This window comes from Mesorhizobium sp. B2-6-1 (assembly GCF_006440475.1).
Lineage (GTDB): Bacteria > Pseudomonadota > Alphaproteobacteria > Rhizobiales > Rhizobiaceae > Mesorhizobium.
In genome coordinates, this window is sequence record NZ_VFUH01000012.1 from 164,347 (window position 1) to 178,789 (window position 14,443).

At 65.0% G+C, this 14,443-nt stretch carries 15 protein-coding genes; 6 read left to right on the plus strand and 9 right to left on the minus strand.

The window, feature by feature from the left end:
- Positions 1 to 60: 60 nt before the first annotated feature.
- From FJ443_RS23360 to FJ443_RS23370, 3 genes are all read right to left on the minus strand, one after another.
- Complete coding sequence (locus tag FJ443_RS23360; protein WP_140555998.1) at positions 61 to 906, minus strand: SH3 domain-containing protein; 846 nt, start codon at positions 904 to 906, stop codon at positions 61 to 63.
- A gap of 218 nt (positions 907 to 1,124) precedes the next feature.
- The gene (locus FJ443_RS23365) at positions 1,125 to 1,883 is read right to left on the minus strand and encodes a metallophosphoesterase family protein (protein ID WP_140495933.1); all 759 of its coding nucleotides are present in this window, start codon (positions 1,881 to 1,883) and stop codon (positions 1,125 to 1,127) included.
- A 71-nt stretch (positions 1,884 to 1,954) separates the two neighbouring features.
- Complete coding sequence (locus tag FJ443_RS23370) at positions 1,955 to 2,311, minus strand: helix-turn-helix transcriptional regulator (RefSeq protein WP_140495932.1); 357 nt, start codon at positions 2,309 to 2,311, stop codon at positions 1,955 to 1,957.
- 194 nt (positions 2,312 to 2,505) lie between these two features.
- On the opposite strand from FJ443_RS23370, the gene FJ443_RS23375 reads away from it, so the two are divergent.
- Complete coding sequence (locus FJ443_RS23375) at positions 2,506 to 3,684, plus strand: MFS transporter (protein WP_140495931.1); 1,179 nt, start codon at positions 2,506 to 2,508, stop codon at positions 3,682 to 3,684.
- Between the two features lie 41 nt (positions 3,685 to 3,725).
- On the opposite strand, the gene FJ443_RS23380 is transcribed toward FJ443_RS23375, so the two are convergent.
- A complete protein-coding gene (locus tag FJ443_RS23380; RefSeq protein ID WP_140495930.1) occupies positions 3,726 to 4,190 on the minus strand; it encodes a MarR family winged helix-turn-helix transcriptional regulator in 465 nt (154 codons plus the stop codon).
- Between the two features lie 192 nt (positions 4,191 to 4,382).
- Between FJ443_RS23380 and FJ443_RS23385 the strand changes: the two genes are divergently transcribed.
- Positions 4,383 to 5,177, plus strand: coding sequence for an SDR family oxidoreductase (locus FJ443_RS23385; RefSeq protein ID WP_140495929.1), 795 nt, complete (start codon positions 4,383 to 4,385; stop codon positions 5,175 to 5,177).
- A 62-nt stretch (positions 5,178 to 5,239) separates the two neighbouring features.
- Here FJ443_RS23385 and FJ443_RS23390 read toward each other — a convergent pair whose 3' ends face one another.
- Entirely contained in the window at positions 5,240 to 5,839 is a 600-nt protein-coding gene (locus FJ443_RS23390; RefSeq protein ID WP_140495928.1) for a LysE family translocator, read from the minus strand.
- Positions 5,840 to 5,926: 87 nt separating this feature from the next.
- On the opposite strand from FJ443_RS23390, the gene FJ443_RS23395 reads away from it, so the two are divergent.
- Entirely contained in the window at positions 5,927 to 6,805 is an 879-nt protein-coding gene (locus FJ443_RS23395) for a LysR substrate-binding domain-containing protein (protein WP_281405509.1), read from the plus strand.
- Positions 6,806 to 6,865: 60 nt separating this feature from the next.
- On the opposite strand, the gene FJ443_RS23400 is transcribed toward FJ443_RS23395, so the two are convergent.
- The 3 genes from FJ443_RS23400 to FJ443_RS23410 form a co-directional block, all read right to left on the minus strand.
- Positions 6,866 to 7,516, minus strand: a complete 651-nt coding sequence (locus FJ443_RS23400) for a dihydrofolate reductase family protein (protein WP_140495927.1) — start codon at positions 7,514 to 7,516, stop codon at positions 6,866 to 6,868.
- A 102-nt stretch (positions 7,517 to 7,618) separates the two neighbouring features.
- Positions 7,619 to 8,461, minus strand: coding sequence for a protein-L-isoaspartate O-methyltransferase (locus tag FJ443_RS23405; RefSeq protein ID WP_181169820.1), 843 nt, complete (start codon positions 8,459 to 8,461; stop codon positions 7,619 to 7,621).
- 46 nt (positions 8,462 to 8,507) lie between these two features.
- The gene (locus tag FJ443_RS23410; RefSeq protein WP_140555994.1) at positions 8,508 to 9,872 is read right to left on the minus strand and encodes an Nramp family divalent metal transporter; all 1,365 of its coding nucleotides are present in this window, start codon (positions 9,870 to 9,872) and stop codon (positions 8,508 to 8,510) included.
- 232 nt (positions 9,873 to 10,104) lie between these two features.
- On the opposite strand from FJ443_RS23410, the gene mntR reads away from it, so the two are divergent.
- The 3 genes from mntR (at position 10,105) to FJ443_RS23425 (ending at position 13,114) form a co-directional block, all read left to right on the plus strand.
- Entirely contained in the window at positions 10,105 to 10,554 is a 450-nt protein-coding gene (gene mntR, locus FJ443_RS23415; protein WP_181165236.1) for a manganese-binding transcriptional regulator MntR, read from the plus strand.
- Between the two features lie 204 nt (positions 10,555 to 10,758).
- The gene (locus tag FJ443_RS23420; protein WP_140555992.1) at positions 10,759 to 11,691 is read left to right on the plus strand and encodes a neutral zinc metallopeptidase; all 933 of its coding nucleotides are present in this window, start codon (positions 10,759 to 10,761) and stop codon (positions 11,689 to 11,691) included.
- A gap of 121 nt (positions 11,692 to 11,812) precedes the next feature.
- On the plus strand, positions 11,813 to 13,114 hold the full coding sequence (locus FJ443_RS23425) for a TCR/Tet family MFS transporter (RefSeq protein ID WP_224680421.1): 1,302 nt from the start codon (positions 11,813 to 11,815) through the stop codon (positions 13,112 to 13,114).
- A gap of 13 nt (positions 13,115 to 13,127) precedes the next feature.
- On the opposite strand, the gene carA is transcribed toward FJ443_RS23425, so the two are convergent.
- A complete protein-coding gene (gene carA, locus FJ443_RS23430; RefSeq protein ID WP_140555988.1) occupies positions 13,128 to 14,339 on the minus strand; it encodes a glutamine-hydrolyzing carbamoyl-phosphate synthase small subunit in 1,212 nt (403 codons plus the stop codon).
- Between the last annotated feature and the right edge of the window lie 104 nt (positions 14,340 to 14,443).

Here is a 14,443-nt window from a genome sequence, read left to right on the forward strand (position 1 = left end):
CAGTCACTCCAGGCACTTCACATATTGCCTTACTGCCCTACTGCCCCATTGCCTTCCAAACTAATGCCCAAACGCCACGGCATCCGTAATCTCGAATCGCTCCGAGATGCCGACGCGGATCATGCTGAGGCTGCCTTCGCGGGTGAAGCGGAAATCGCTGTCGCCGTCGGAGCCGGCGGGCAGTCCGCCATAGAAGGAGATGACGCGGCTGCCGCCGTCCGGCCAGGTCACGGTGACGTCGGCCTTGTCGCTGCCCTTGTGCTCGACGCTTGCCGCGCAAAGGGTCATCGGCTGGCCGACATTGCGCGCACAGGGAATTTCAATGGCGGCGCCTCCGGCGGTGGCCTCCGCCTGTGCCGGATTCTCCCCAGTGCGCGGTTCATTCGCCACCAGCGCCAGGCCGTAAGCATCCTGCATGGCGATCACCGCGGCGGATTTCGGCGTGGTTGCGGGGGCAGCCGCATTGTCGGCTCCGCCTAGCCGCGCCGTCAGGTCGGGCGGCTGAGCGGCCGCGGGGCTGGCGGCGCCGAGCGCCTGGCCTGCATTGTTGGTCGCGGCAGCGGCCGCATCCGCCTGATCCGGATCGGGCGGCGAAGCCGGATTGACGGGGTTCAGGTAGCGGGCAGGGGTCCAGCCGCTGATTTTCGGGTTCTCGGCCTCGACCTTGCACCATTGCCGGCCGTCTACGTCGATGCAGCCGAGATTGTTCACGCTGGCGCCATTGGCCAGACGCGCCTCGGTCTTGCCGATCGGCGATGGCTGGGCGCGGACGTTGAGGAGATCGTCGGGGGCGAGGCCGGTGACGATGGAGATGAACGGCCCCTCTTCGGCATGGGCCACCGTCAGAAGCACAGGAGCGGCGATCAGCGCGAAGAGCGTCGTTCGGAGCGTAGACCAGCGCTTCATCACTTCGCCGTGGCCGATAGATTGCATTACCAAAGGCACCGCCAGATACGAAAACGCCGCCACACGCGAAGCCGATTTTATAGGCGACGACGCTGCGCCATGTCCAGAAGCGAGATTTTCTTCCGGCAGGGACGGAGCTGCGTGAGGGCGATGATCGGAGAGCGGGGAGAGAGCTCAGCCTGGCATGCGCTTGCTCGCGGCATGAATGCAAAAAGCATTCAGCCGGGCATGAAGCCGGTTCGCAGCGCATGGGCCCATTCGGGCCGTCCCGCCTGTTCGGCCTGGCCAGCGGCCGCCTCGTGATCGTAATCGACGGCGATGGCCTCGAAACGGTCGGGCCGGCCGGGCTCGCCTGAAGTGACGATGCCATAGCGCGCATGCGGCGCGCCCTGCTCGGAGGAATGCGCCGGCGGCGTCGAGTCTTCATAGGCGGGACAGCCGACGCTGCCCGGGTTGAAGATCACCGGACCGCCGGGCAAGCGGATCAGTTCGGCCCGGTGGCTATGGCCGCACAGGGCCAGGCGGCAGGCCGGATCGAGCGCCTTCAACCGCCGCCGGATCGCCGCCAGCGGCGCACGCACCAGCCGGCCGTCGGCGATCGCATCGAGCAGGTATTTCTCGTCGTGATCGGGCCTGGCATGAAAAGCGATCACGCCGGGCGCGATCTCCAGCGTCAGAGGCTGGGCGAACAGCACCTCGCGCTGCGCCCCGGTCAGCCGTTCCTGCGCGTAGATGTCGGAGGCCCACATGGTCTCATCGGCCGGATCGGCGGCGACGCGGCGGTCATGATTGCCGCGCACGGTCGGCAGGTCCAGCGCTTCCAGCCGCGCAAACGTCTCGCGCGGCCAGAGCGGACCCGAAACGCTGTCGCCGAGATTGACCGTGATATCCGCGCCGCCGCGCCGCTCGAGGTCGGCGAGCACGGCGTCAAGCGCCAGCACATTGCCGTGGATATCGGCGAGGACAGCAATGCGCATGGGGAGCTCCGGTTGTGAGGCAGCGTTTCCTCTCCCCACTTCCGTGGGGGCGAGAACCCAGATCCCGCGAGTCAGGCCGTCACTTCGATATCATGGCCGCCGACCGCCGGCAGCGCCGGATCGTCGCCTGCGGCGGCAATAATGCTGTCGAGCAGGCCGGGGAAGCGGGCATCGAGATCGGCGCGGCGCAGCGTGATCATGCGGTTGGTGCCGGCCACTTCTGCGCGAGTCACGCCGGCCTCGCGCAGCTTTGCCAGGTGGTAGCTCAGATTGGTCTTGGAGGCGAGATCGAGGAATTTGCTGCAGTTCAGCGGCACGCCTTCCTTGCTGGCGAGATAACGCACGATCGCCAGCCGCGTCGGGTCGCCGAGCACGGCGAGCACGATCGGCAGGCTGATCTGGTCCGTATTAGGATGTGGCAGGCTCATGGCTGCAACCTAAGCACAGTTCCGGCCGATTTCAACGCACCCGCTCCGCGTCTGCCGTGCACACCGCTCTCCCTTTCACGACCGTGCTGACACAGGGCTGTCAGGATGGTTGTGCTATTTTTCCCTGGCTTCATTGACATCCTGCCGGGTTATGTCCAATTGTTCAATAACTTTTGAACTAAGGACACATCGCCATGGACAAGCGGATCTTCTGGCTTGCGCTCGGATCGTTTGCGATCTCGACCGAAGGCTTCGTCATCTCCAGCCTTCTGCCCGACATCGCCTGGGATGCCGGCATCTCCGTTCCGCTCGCCGGCACGCTGATCACCGCCTTCGCGCTCGCTTATGCGGTCGGCACGCCGATCCTGGCGACGCTGACCGGCGAATGGGACCGGCGCCGCGTCATCCTGTGGACGCTGGTGTTCTTCGTCATCGGCAATGTTGCCGCGGCCTTGAGCTCCTCCTTCGAAGTGCTGCTCGCCGCGCGCATCATCATGGCGCTGTCGTCTGGCCTGTTCGCGGCGACCGCGCAAGGCACGGCGGTGGCGCTGGTCGATGACCATCACCGGGCCCGCGCCATTGCCGTCGTCGTCGGCGGCACCACGGTGGCGGTGGCGGTGGGCGCCCCGCTCGGTGCGCTGGTCGCGGCGATAGCCGGCTGGCGCGGCACGTTCTATGCCATCGCAGGCCTCGGCGCGCTCGCCGGCGTCATCCTCTGGTATCGGCTGCCGCGCGGCATCATCGGCACCAAGCTGCCGCTGAAGCGCCGGCTGGCGGCGGCAATGCGTCCCGGCGTGATGCCGATCCTGGTGACGACCACGCTTGCCCTCATTGGCGCCTTCACCGTGTTCAGCTTCATCGCGCCGCTGGCCATCGAAGCCAGCGGGCTCTCCCCGATAGCGCTGCCCGGCATGCTGCTCGCTTTCGGCGTTGGCGCCGTCATCGGCAACATCGCCGGCGGCCAGGCCGCGGACCGCTTCGGCGCTACGCGCACCGTCGGCTGGTCGCTGGCGCTGAGCGCTGCCATGCTCGTCACCTTCTCGCTGATCCCGGCCTTCCTGCCACATCATCTCGCCGGGCCGGCGCTGATGGGCATGATGGTGCCATGGGGCATCGTCGGCTGGGCCTTCCCGCCGGCGCAGGCGAGCCGCATCATCAAGCTCGCCCCCGACGCTGCCCCGATCGTGCTGTCGCTCAACGCCTCGGCGCTCTATCTCGGCGTGGCGCTCGGCGCGGTGGTTGGCGGCGCCGTGCTGCGCTATGGCGGTCCGGCCGATCTGGGCCTCATCGCGGCCGTCTTCCCCGTCGTCGGGCTCGGCATCGTGCTGGCCGGCCGGATGCTGGCGCGGCCGGTCGCCATGCCGGCGGAGTAGAGGGCGCCGAGCTTTTCGTCACTGGTTCTTACGCGGCCGCTTCAACTGGAGGGAGCGGCCGCCGGCGTTTCGAGGTCCAGAGAGGCCACATCATCCAGCGTCGCACGCAGCTTCGCGGCTTGCTCCGCGCCGATCATCTCCTCGAAGCGCTGCTGGGCGACACTCCACAGCCTGATCGCCTCTTCGAGCTTGGCCTGGCCGTGCGGCGTCAGCCGGACGCGCTTGACGCGGCGATCGTCCTTATCGGGGAAGGTTTCGACATAGCCGTCGCGGACCAGCGGCTTCAGCGTATGGCCGAGCGCCGAGAGATCCATGATCAGCGCCTCGGCAACGGTCCCCATCGCCGGTTCGCTGCTGGCACTGATCTGAAAGAGCAGGCCAAATTGCGTGCCTTTCAGCCCGGAAGGCGCAAGCGCGTCGTCGTAGAAGCGGCCGAGCCTGCGCGCGGTGCGCCGCAAGGTGGCATTGTTGCACCGGCTGAATCCCGGTTGCTGAAGATCGGTCATGTCAACTCCTCGCTGGCAAAGCCTGTGCCAGCCTGCCGCAGAAATAGTTTTCGCGGCCGCCGTTGACAAGATAGTGGCATATACCTACTTCGCCGAAAGTGGCATATGCCACCAATTGACGATCGAGAAGCTCGGCAGCCGGCGCATCCGTCGAAGCCGAACCAGAGCGAAGAGCGCGAAAGGAACAGGACAATGAGCAAGAATGAGAAGAAGGGCACCGCCGTCATCACCGGCGCTTCCTCCGGCATCGGCGCTGTCTATGCCGACCGGCTGGCGGGGCAGGGATATGATCTGGTGCTGGTGGCGCGCCGCGCCGACCGGCTCGAGGAATTGGCTGAAAGGCTGCGCTATGCCTATAGCCGCAAGGTCAGCGTGATCAGTGCCGATCTGGCCGACGACGATGATGTGCGGCGGGTGGAGCGGGCGGTATCGACGGATGACAGCGTCACGCTGTTGGTCAACAATGCCGGGCTTGGCGGTGCGCAGGTGGTTGCGACGGCGGACGCCGATGCGGCTGAACGCATGATCAAGGTCAATGTGATCGCCCTGACGCGGTTGACGCGTGCTGTGCTGCCGGGATTTCTCGCGCGCAACCGCGGCGCTATCGTCAACATCGCCTCGGTGCTGGCCTTCGACACCTCATTCGGCGGCATCTACAGCGGCACCAAGGCCTATGTCGTCAACTTCACCGAAGCCCTGCAGCGCGAGGTCGCCGGCACCGACGTCCAGGCGCAGGTGGTGCTGCCGGGGGCGACCCGGACCGATTTCTGGGAAGCCGCGGGAAGCGATATCGACCAGCTTCCGAAGGAAATCATCATGACCGCCGACGATATGGTCGATGCTGCCCTTGTCGGCCTGGCCAGGGGCGAAGCCGTCACCGTGCCCGCGCTTGCCGATACGGCCAAGCTGGACGCCTTCCTTGGCGCCCGGCAGACCTTCTACGGCAGCCTGCACGCCGACAAGCCAGCCGCACGCTACGCGGCTTGACAGGATTCGGGTTCCTCGCCTCGCCTTGCGGGGGCGAGGAACCCAGGTTCTGCAGGCCCATCTTACGCCTGCCGCCACATCGGAATGATCGATGCCGCCAGCACCAGGCCGAGCAGGATATTGAGCGCGCGCCATTGCTGCTCGGTCTTCAGCAGCCGGGCGAGCAGCATGCCGGCCACACACCATAGCGACAGCGAGAAGGCGGCGGTGAGGCCGAAGGTGGAGCCGAGCAGCAGGGCCAGCCGCGCCGGCCCGTCGGCGAGTGCGGCGAAGGATGCCGCGGCTCCAAGCCCCATCGCCCAGCCCTTGGGGTTCAGCCACTGAATGCCGGCACCGCCGAGAAAACTGTTCGGTTTGATCATCGTCACATCGAGCTTGGGCGCCCCCGCACGGCCAATCTTGAGCGCCAGCCAGACGAGGTAGAGTGAGCCGGCGATCTTCATGGCAAGCTGCAAGGACGGCATGGCGAGAAGCAGGCCGGCCAGTCCGGCGGCCGCCGCCCCGGTGACTGTGGCCAGGCCGGCCGCGCTGCCAACCACCAGCGGGATGGAGCGGCGAAAGCCGAACTGCGCGCCCGACGCCGTTGACAAGGTGGTGGCGATGCCGGGCGTGCTGGTCGCCACCAGGGCGAACAGGATCAGCGGGATGACGGGTTGGAGCATGCGGCGTCCTCTGTCGGAGGCCTCATGTTAGATGCAGCCGCATATCAGTAAATGCAATGTTTACGATGACAAGCATTAGCATCTATAATGCAGGACATGATCCGCAACCTCGATACGACGCTCATGCGCACCTTCGTCACCGTCGCCGACAAGGCCAGCATGACGGCGGCGGCCAATGCGCTGCACCTGACGCAAGGCGCCGTCAGCCAGCAAGTCCGGCGGCTGGAGGAGGCGCTCGGCCGCAGCCTGTTCGAGCGCGACCGGCGCGGCTTGCGGCTGACCTCTGCCGGCGAGCGGCTGTTCGGCAAGGCAAAGCGGCTGCTCAGCCTCAACGACGAGATCTGGGCCGAAATGGCTGCCAATGCCGTGGCCGGCCAGGTGCGGTTCGGCGTGCCTTACGACCTCGTCGGCACGACGCTGGCGCCGGTGCTGAAGGCCTATGCGCAAACCTATCCGCAGGTCGAGATATCGCTGGTCTGCGCCTCCTCGCCGGAACTGGCCGCGGCGCTCGCGGCCGGCACCATCGACCTGGCGGTCATCGAGGAACGGGTGGGGGCGTCGGATGGCGAGTGCCTCGCCATCGATCGGCTGGTGTGGGTCGGCGCCAAGGGCGGTCTCGCGCGCGCCAAGCGTCCCCTACCGGTCTCGATGGTCGCCGACAGCTGCGCCTTCCGGCCGGTGGTGCTTTCGGCGCTCCACGAGCATGGGCTGGAATGGCGCACCGTGTTCGAGAACGGCAATATTGACGCGACGACCGCAACGGTGCGTTCCGATCTGGCCGTCACAACCTGGCTGGCCTCCACGGTGCCGGCCGATCTCGACATATTGCCGTCCGAATCCGGCCTGCCGCCGCTGCCGAATTTCTCGATCAACCTGCATCTGCCGAGGCACGGCGTCGGCCCGGCGGCGCAAGCGTTCGCACGGCACATACGCGACGGGCTGGCGCGCCGGCCGCAGGCGGCTTGAGGGACTTCTCAGAACCTGGTTTCTCTCCTCCACGAACGTGGAGGAGAGGAAAAGAAGCGTTTACTTCCAGGTCCTGCGCCGCTCGAGCTCGGCGTCGGATGGCTCCCCCGTGACAAAGGAACCGGTCTTGATTTCGCCGGCGCGCTCGTAGATCGCCATGATGACGCCGGTGCTGGAAGTCTGCGAGCGGGTCAGCTTGAAGGCAGCCGGCATCGCGTCATCGCCGAACAGCCGCTTGCCCTTGCCCAGCAACAGCGGGAAGATCATCAGCCGAATCTCGTCGATCAGCCCGTTGGCGAGCAAGGTCTGGATCAGATTGGCCGATCCCTGGATGAGCAGGTCAGGTCCATCTTCCTGTTTGAGGCGGCGCAACGCCGGGACGATATCAGGCCCAAGCGATTGCGTGTTCTGCCAGGTGAGCGAGTCCGGACGATGCGTCGCCACATATTTGTTCGCAGGGTTGAAGGCATCCGCGATCGGATCTTTCTGATACGGCCAGTACGCGGCGAATATGTCGTAGGTTCTGCGGCCGAGCAAGAGGGCGAAGGGCTTGGAGAATAGTTCATCCATCGCCGCGCCCGCCACTTCGTCAAAATAGTGGAACGTCCAGCCGCCGAACTTGAAGCCGCCGACGGGATCCTCCTCCGGGCCGCCCGGCGCTTGCATGACGCCGTCGAGGCTGACGAATGTCGCCGCTATGATCTTTCTCATGGGATGCTCCTCCTGTTTCGATCCATGCCGTCAGGGCCGGACTTCAGTCCAAGGACGGATGACTGGCTGGCCGTCCGACAGGCCCTGCCGAATTTCGGTTCGTCAGCCCCGAGGCCGCGCATCGAGGCTGCGTGACGAAAACCAGACATGCTCAAAGATCGCGGTGGCGGTGCGGTCCGGCAACTTGTCCGCCGTCAGCCAGATCGAGCGGCTGCGCGCGGCCTGGTCGCGCGTCGGGATTTTTGCCGCGGGGCTTGCAATCGACGCGCCGGAGCAAGGGATGAACCAGGAGCGCATGAAAGGGTCGCAGGCAAAACCTTTTTCGGTGCGGGTCACCAGAACGGCCAGGGGAACGCGCTCGGCCGGGCGCCACGGGAAGATCATGCGGCCGTCCGGCTTCAGCGCCTTGAGCCAGCCGGGTGGAGGTGCCGCGACGCCGGCATTGACATAGATGGCATCCGATGGCGGCAAGTCCGATGTGACGGCATCGCCAGGAATGACAGTGACATTCTCGTAGGCCGCAAGGTTTGCCTTTGCCCGCGAGGCAAGATCGGCGTCCAGTTCGAAGGCGGCAACGGTGCCACCAGGTGAAACCAACCTGGCCAGCAAAGCGGTGTAGTAGCCGGTGCCGGCGCCGATGTGAGTGACAGCCTCGCCGGGCCTGGGCGCGAGTTTCCCGATCCACATGGCGTGCAGGAACGGCTCGCCATTGTTGATGCCCTTGTCGGCATCGAGCACCACCAGCACGTTCTGGTAGATGAAGCGCGGGTCGGCGCTCGGCGTCTCGATAACGCCTTTGCCGGCGACGATCGTCCATGGGCCGGGACCGAGAAACGCCTCGCGCGGCACGGCCGCGAACACCTCTTCAAGACGCGGATCGGCGGAATGCGCCTGGGCAGCCATCAGCTTGGCATAGAAGCTTCGGGATTGGGCTATCGTCGTCATGACAGACCGAAAAATAGCGCGGGTCGCGTCTTTGTCGCGGCCGATCTCAGCCGATCCCGAATAGCGTGTCGTAGAGCAGCTTGAAGTTGAGCACCAGGATGATGGCGGCGACCACCCAGGCGAGCGCCGCAACGCCGCGCGGAATGGCGAGATTGCCCATCTTCTTCCCGTCGGAGACGAACTGGACCAGCGGGATCACCGCGAAGGGCAGCTGCATCGACAGGATCACCTGGCTGAACACCAGCAACTGGCCAGTGCCCTTTTCGCCGTAGAGCGCGGTGACGACCACGACGGGGATGATGGCGAGGCCGCGCGTCAGCAGGCGCCGCGCCCATTGCGGGATGCGCAGGCGCAGGAAGCCTTCCATGATGATCTGGCCGGCAAGCGTGGCGGTCACCGTCGAGTTCAGGCCGGAGGCAAGCAGCGCCACGGCAAACAGGATCGAGGCGATGCTCAGGCCGAGCAGCGGCGACAGCAGTTCGAAAGCCTGGCCGATCTCGGCGACGTCGTGGTGGCCGGTGTTGTGGAAGGCGACCGCCGACACGATCAGGATCGAGGCGTTGACGAACAGGGCCAGCATCAGGGCGATGGTCGAGTCCGTCGTTGCCCATTTGATGGCGTCGCGCTTGCCCTTGTCGGTGCGTTCATAGGCGCGGGTCTGCACGATCGAGGAGTGCAGATAGAGATTGTGCGGCATGACGGTTGCGCCGATGATGCCGATGGCGATGTAGAGCATCGCCGGATTGGTGACGATTTCGGATGACGGCACGAACATCGAATGCAGGATCGTGCCGGCCGGCGGCGCGGCGACGAAGATCTGGATGGCAAAGCAGCTGAAGATGATGATCAGAAGCGCGATGACGAAGGCTTCGAGATAGCGGAAGCCCTTGTTCATCAACAAAAGCACCAGGAAGGCGTCGAGCGCGGTGAGCATGGCGCCGCCGATCAGCGGAATGCCGAACAGGAGCTGCAGCGCGATCGCGGTGCCGATCACTTCGGCGAGGTCGCAGGCGATGATGGCGAGCTCGCAGGCGATCCACAGCACGAAGTTCACCGGACGCGGGTAGTAGGCGCGGCAGGCCTGGGCGAGGTCGCGGTCAGTGGCGATGCCGAGACGCGCGGCCAGCGCCTGCAGCAGGATCGCCATCAGGTTGGACAGCATGATGATGAACAGCAGCGTGTAGCCGAACTGGGCGCCGCCGGCGAGGTCTGTCGCCCAGTTGCCCGGGTCCATATAGCCGACCGAGACCATGTAGCCCGGCCCCATGAAGGCAAACAGGCGACGGAACCAGACGCCCGAATTCGGCACGGCGATCGAGGAATTGACCTCGCGCAGACTCGGCTGCTCGTCGCCTGGCCTGTCGAACCGCCACGCGGGTCTGGCTATGGCGGTGGCGTCGGTCTCGGACATGGCGAATTCCGCTTGATGCAATGGATGATGTCTCCTATCTATGTCGCGGCTCAACATTATGCAATATGCTATATTTCATTGATCATGCTTTTGTGATGTGATCGATCGTGCTCCGACGCGGCGGCGATGCGGTTGCGCCTGGGCCCGAATGCAAATAAACGCCAGGATTGTGGGGGCCCGTGCTATGAATGCGGGCCGATTCAATCTTCGGGCAGCCAAGGAGGAGCGCATATTGGCGCTGAAGAACAGACCGGTCCCGCGTGAGCCGCTGCCCGATGCCGATGTCCATTCGGAAGGGTTCCGGCAGACGCGCGAAGCGCGCCGCAGCGCGCTGGTCGAGGACTATGTCGAGTTGATCGCCGACCTGATCGAGGACGGCAACGAGGCTCGCCAGGTCGACATCGCGGCCAGGCTGGGGGTCGCCCAACCGACAGTGGCCAAGATGCTGACCAGGCTGTGTGCCGACGGGCTGGTCTCCAGAAAGCCTTATCGCGGCGTGTTCTTGACCGAAGCAGGTCGCAAGGTCGCGGAAGAGAGCCGCATTCGCCACCAGACGGTGGAGGCTTTTTTGCGTTCGCTCGGCGTCAGCGCCGAGACGGCGCGCATCGATGCCGAGGGCATAGAGCACCATGTCAGTGCCGAGACACTGGAAGCGTTCCGCAAGGCGATGACGGCGGGCTAGGGACTTTGCCAAGCCGTTGGCTCGTTTCGCCGGCGATGCCATAGACATTCCACAGTCGCGGCCAGAGCAGCGGAGCCAACATGCCAGCACGGCCACGGCTGCGAAAAATGCTGTGACTTGGCGCAACCATTGAGATAATTGTTTATGAGGTGGAGCCGGCCTCGCGCCGGATCGACCAGTAAATTCGCAGCGCGGGGAGTTGCCATGCTCTGGAGAGGCCGTCGTCAGAGTGACAATGTCGAGGACCAGCGCAGCAGCGGCGGCGGCGGATTTGGTGGCGGCGGACCCGGCCAGTTCCGCATTCCGATCGGCGGCAGCAGCGGCGGCGGCATGTCGATCTCGACCATCATCATCCTCGTCGTGCTCTATTTCGGCCTGAAAGCCTTCGGCATCGATCCGATCCAGGTGCTGAGCGGCGGCGGTGGAGGCCTGCTGCCTGGCGGCGGCGAGATAACGGACAACAGCGGCAGCCAGGGCGGGGGCACCGGTGCGCCGGCTTCCGACGAGATGAAGCAGTTCGTGGCAACCGTGCTGGCCGAGACCGAGGACACATGGACAGGCATTTTCAAGGCCAACGGACTGACCTATGAGGACCCCAAGCTGGTGCTGTTCAGCGGGCAGATCCGCTCGGCCTGCGGCTTCGCCTCGTCGGCGGCCGGACCGTTCTATTGCCCCGGCGACCACAAGGTCTATCTCGACATGACATTCTTCCAGCAGCTGGACCAGCAGTTCGGCGCCTCGGGCGAGTTCGCGCGGGCCTATGTGATCGCGCATGAGGTCGGCCATCACGTGCAGAATCTGACCGGCATCATGTCCAAATTCAACCAGATGCGGCAAAGCATGGGCGAGGCCGAAGCCAATCAAATGTCGGTGCGCGTCGAGCTTCAGGCCGACTGCTTCGCCGGCGTCTGGGCGCATTACACGGCGCAGAAGGGCATATTGGAGCAAGGCGATATGGAAAGCGCGCTCAATGCCGCCAGGCAGATCGGCGACGATACGCTGCAGAAGAAGATGCAGGGCTACGTAGTGCCGGAAAGCTTCAACCACGGCACGTCGGCGCAGCGGCAGACCTGGCTGGCGCGCGGCTACAAGAGCGGCAAGCTTTCCGACTGCGATACGTTCAACAACCCGATCTGAGCATCCGGTTCTTTCACGGGTGACCTGACGGCAAGGATGTCGTCAGGGGGTGTCAGGATGCGAACGTCCTGCTTGTTCCCTCATTGTTCCTGACGGCCTGCTCGCCTATAAGTGCCTCCGCCTGCGCGCCAGGCGCCGGGAAGGAGCAGACGAAACCATGATCGATCCCAAAACCGCCAAGCGGGGGCTTGCGCTCGTCTTCACGACGCTGCTCCTCGACATCATCGGATTCGGCATCATCATGCCGGTGCTGCCGGCCTACCTGCAAGAATTGACCGGCGTCGGCGTCTCGGAGGCGGCGATCGAGGGCGGATGGCTGTTCTTCGTCTATGCGGCCATGCAGTTCTTCTTCGCGCCCGTCATGGGCGGGTTGAGCGACCGGTTCGGCCGGCGGCCGATCCTTCTCGCCTCCGTGCTGACGTTTTCCATCGACAATCTGATCTGCGCCATAGCCTGGTCCTACCCGATGCTGTTCATCGGGCGCGTGCTGGCCGGCATTTCGGGCGCCAGCTATTCGACCACATCAGCCTTCATCGCCGACATCTCGAACGATGAGAACCGGGCCAAGAATTTCGGCCTGCTCGGCATCGCCTTCGGCGTCGGCTTCGTCATCGGGCCCGTCCTTGGCGGACTGCTCGGCACCTTCGGGCCGCGCGTGCCGTTCTATTTCGCCGCCGGACTTGCCTTGGTGAACTTCCTGATCGCGCTGTTCCTGCTGCCCGAAACGCTCGATGAAAAGCACCGCCGCCGCTTCGAGTGGAAGCGCGCCAACCCAGTCGGCACGCTTCTGCAGATGCGCCAATATCAAGGCATTGGCTGGATCGGGCTCGTCTTCTTCCTGATGACGCTCGGCCACATGATGTATCCGGCGGTCTGGTCGTTCGTCTCCAACTATCGCTATGGCTGGAACGAGCAGCAGATCGGTTTTTCGCTCGGCGCTTTCGGCCTGTGCGGAGCCATCGTCATGGCAACGGTGCTGCCACGCATCATTCCCAGGCTTGGCGAGTGGAGGACGGCGGTGATCGGTCTGGCGTTCACGGCGCTCAGTGCTTTCGGCTACGCCTTCGCGACGCAGGGTTGGATGATTTATGCGGTGATCGTCGTCGGCTGCCTGGAAGCGCTGGCCGACCCGCCGCTCAGGAGCCTCGCCGCCGCCAAGGTGCCGCCTTCGGCGCAGGGTGAATTACAAGGCGCGATGACGTCGATCTTCTCGATCACATCGATCGTCACGCCGCTGCTCTATACCGCGATCTTTTCCTGGTTCACCGGGCCAAGCGCGCCAGTGACCTTCGGCGGTGCGCCTTACCTGGTTGGCGCGGTTTTCCTAGTGCTGGCGCTCGTTGTCTTCGTTACGAAAGTGGCGAGGCCTGCGGCACTCGGAACCGTCACCAAAGGCGTCGCGGAAGATGGGGCACGAATATGAGGATCTGTCGGAACTAAGCCCGTTCGGCCAGCAGTTCCTCGCCGCGCTTTTCGCGGATCAGGTTGACGAAGCGGCGGAACAGATAATGCGAATCCTGCGGGCCGGGCGAGGCCTCGGGGTGGTGCTGGACCGAGAATACCGGCCGGCCTGTCAGCGCGATGCCGCAATTCGAGCCGTCGAACAGCGAGACATGGGTTTCCTCGACGCCTGACGGCAGCGAGTCGGCGTCGACGGCAAAGCCGTGGTTCATCGAGACGATCTCGACCTTGCCTGTAGTGTGGTCCTTGACCGGATGGTTGGCGCCGTGATGGCCCTGATGCATCTTGGCGGTCTTGCCGCCCAGCGCCAGCGCCAGCATCTGGTGGCCGAGGCAGATACCGAACACCGGAATCTCGGTCCTGAGCAGGTCCTGGATGACCGGCACGGCGTAGGCGCCGGTGGCTTCAGGGTCGCCGGGGCCGTTGGACAGGAAGATGCCGTCCGGCTGCATGGCGAGGATTTCCTCGGCGCCGGTCTTGGCCGGAACCACGGTCACCTTGGCACCAAGCCCCGCAAGCAGGCGCAGGATGTTGCGCTTGACGCCATAGTCGATGGCGACGACATGCATGGAGGGCTCGTCCTGTTCGCCAAAGCCCTCGTCCCACACCCAAGGCGTCTCGCGCCACACCGAGGACTGGCCTGACGTGACCTCCTTGGCGAGGTCGAGGCCGATCAGGCCGGACCACGCGGCGGCGCGGCGTTTCAGGTCGTCAAGATCGAAGACGCCGTCGGGCGCATGCGCGATAACGGCGTTGGGCATGCCCTTTTCGCGGATCAACGCGGTCAACGCGCGGGTGTCGATGCCCGAGAGGGCGACGATGCCGCGCTTCTTCAGCCATTGATCGAGATGGCCGGCAGCGCGGTAGTTGGAGGGATTGGTGACATCGGCCTTGAACACGGCGCCGACGGCACCGGCGCGAGCAGCCGGATTGAGGTCCTCGATGTCTTCGCCGTTGGTGCCGATATTACCGACATGCGGGAAGGTGAAGGTGACGATCTGGCCGGCATAGGACGGATCGGTCAGGATCTCCTGATAGCCGGTAAGCGCGGTGTTGAAGCAGACCTCGGCGACCGCCGAACCCGTTGCGCCGAGACCGCGACCCTCAATGACGGTGCCGTCGGCCAGCACCAGCAATGCCGTCGGTTTCTCGGTGGCCCAAGCGGGGGTGGACGCGGTGTCGGCCATGGCGGCACTCCTATCAGGCCGCGCGCTTCAAACAGGCCCGGCGGGCTATTTGCGCGGCAAACGGCGCGGAGCGGCGAATTCGCTGCCTCCACGCACTCAAGCTT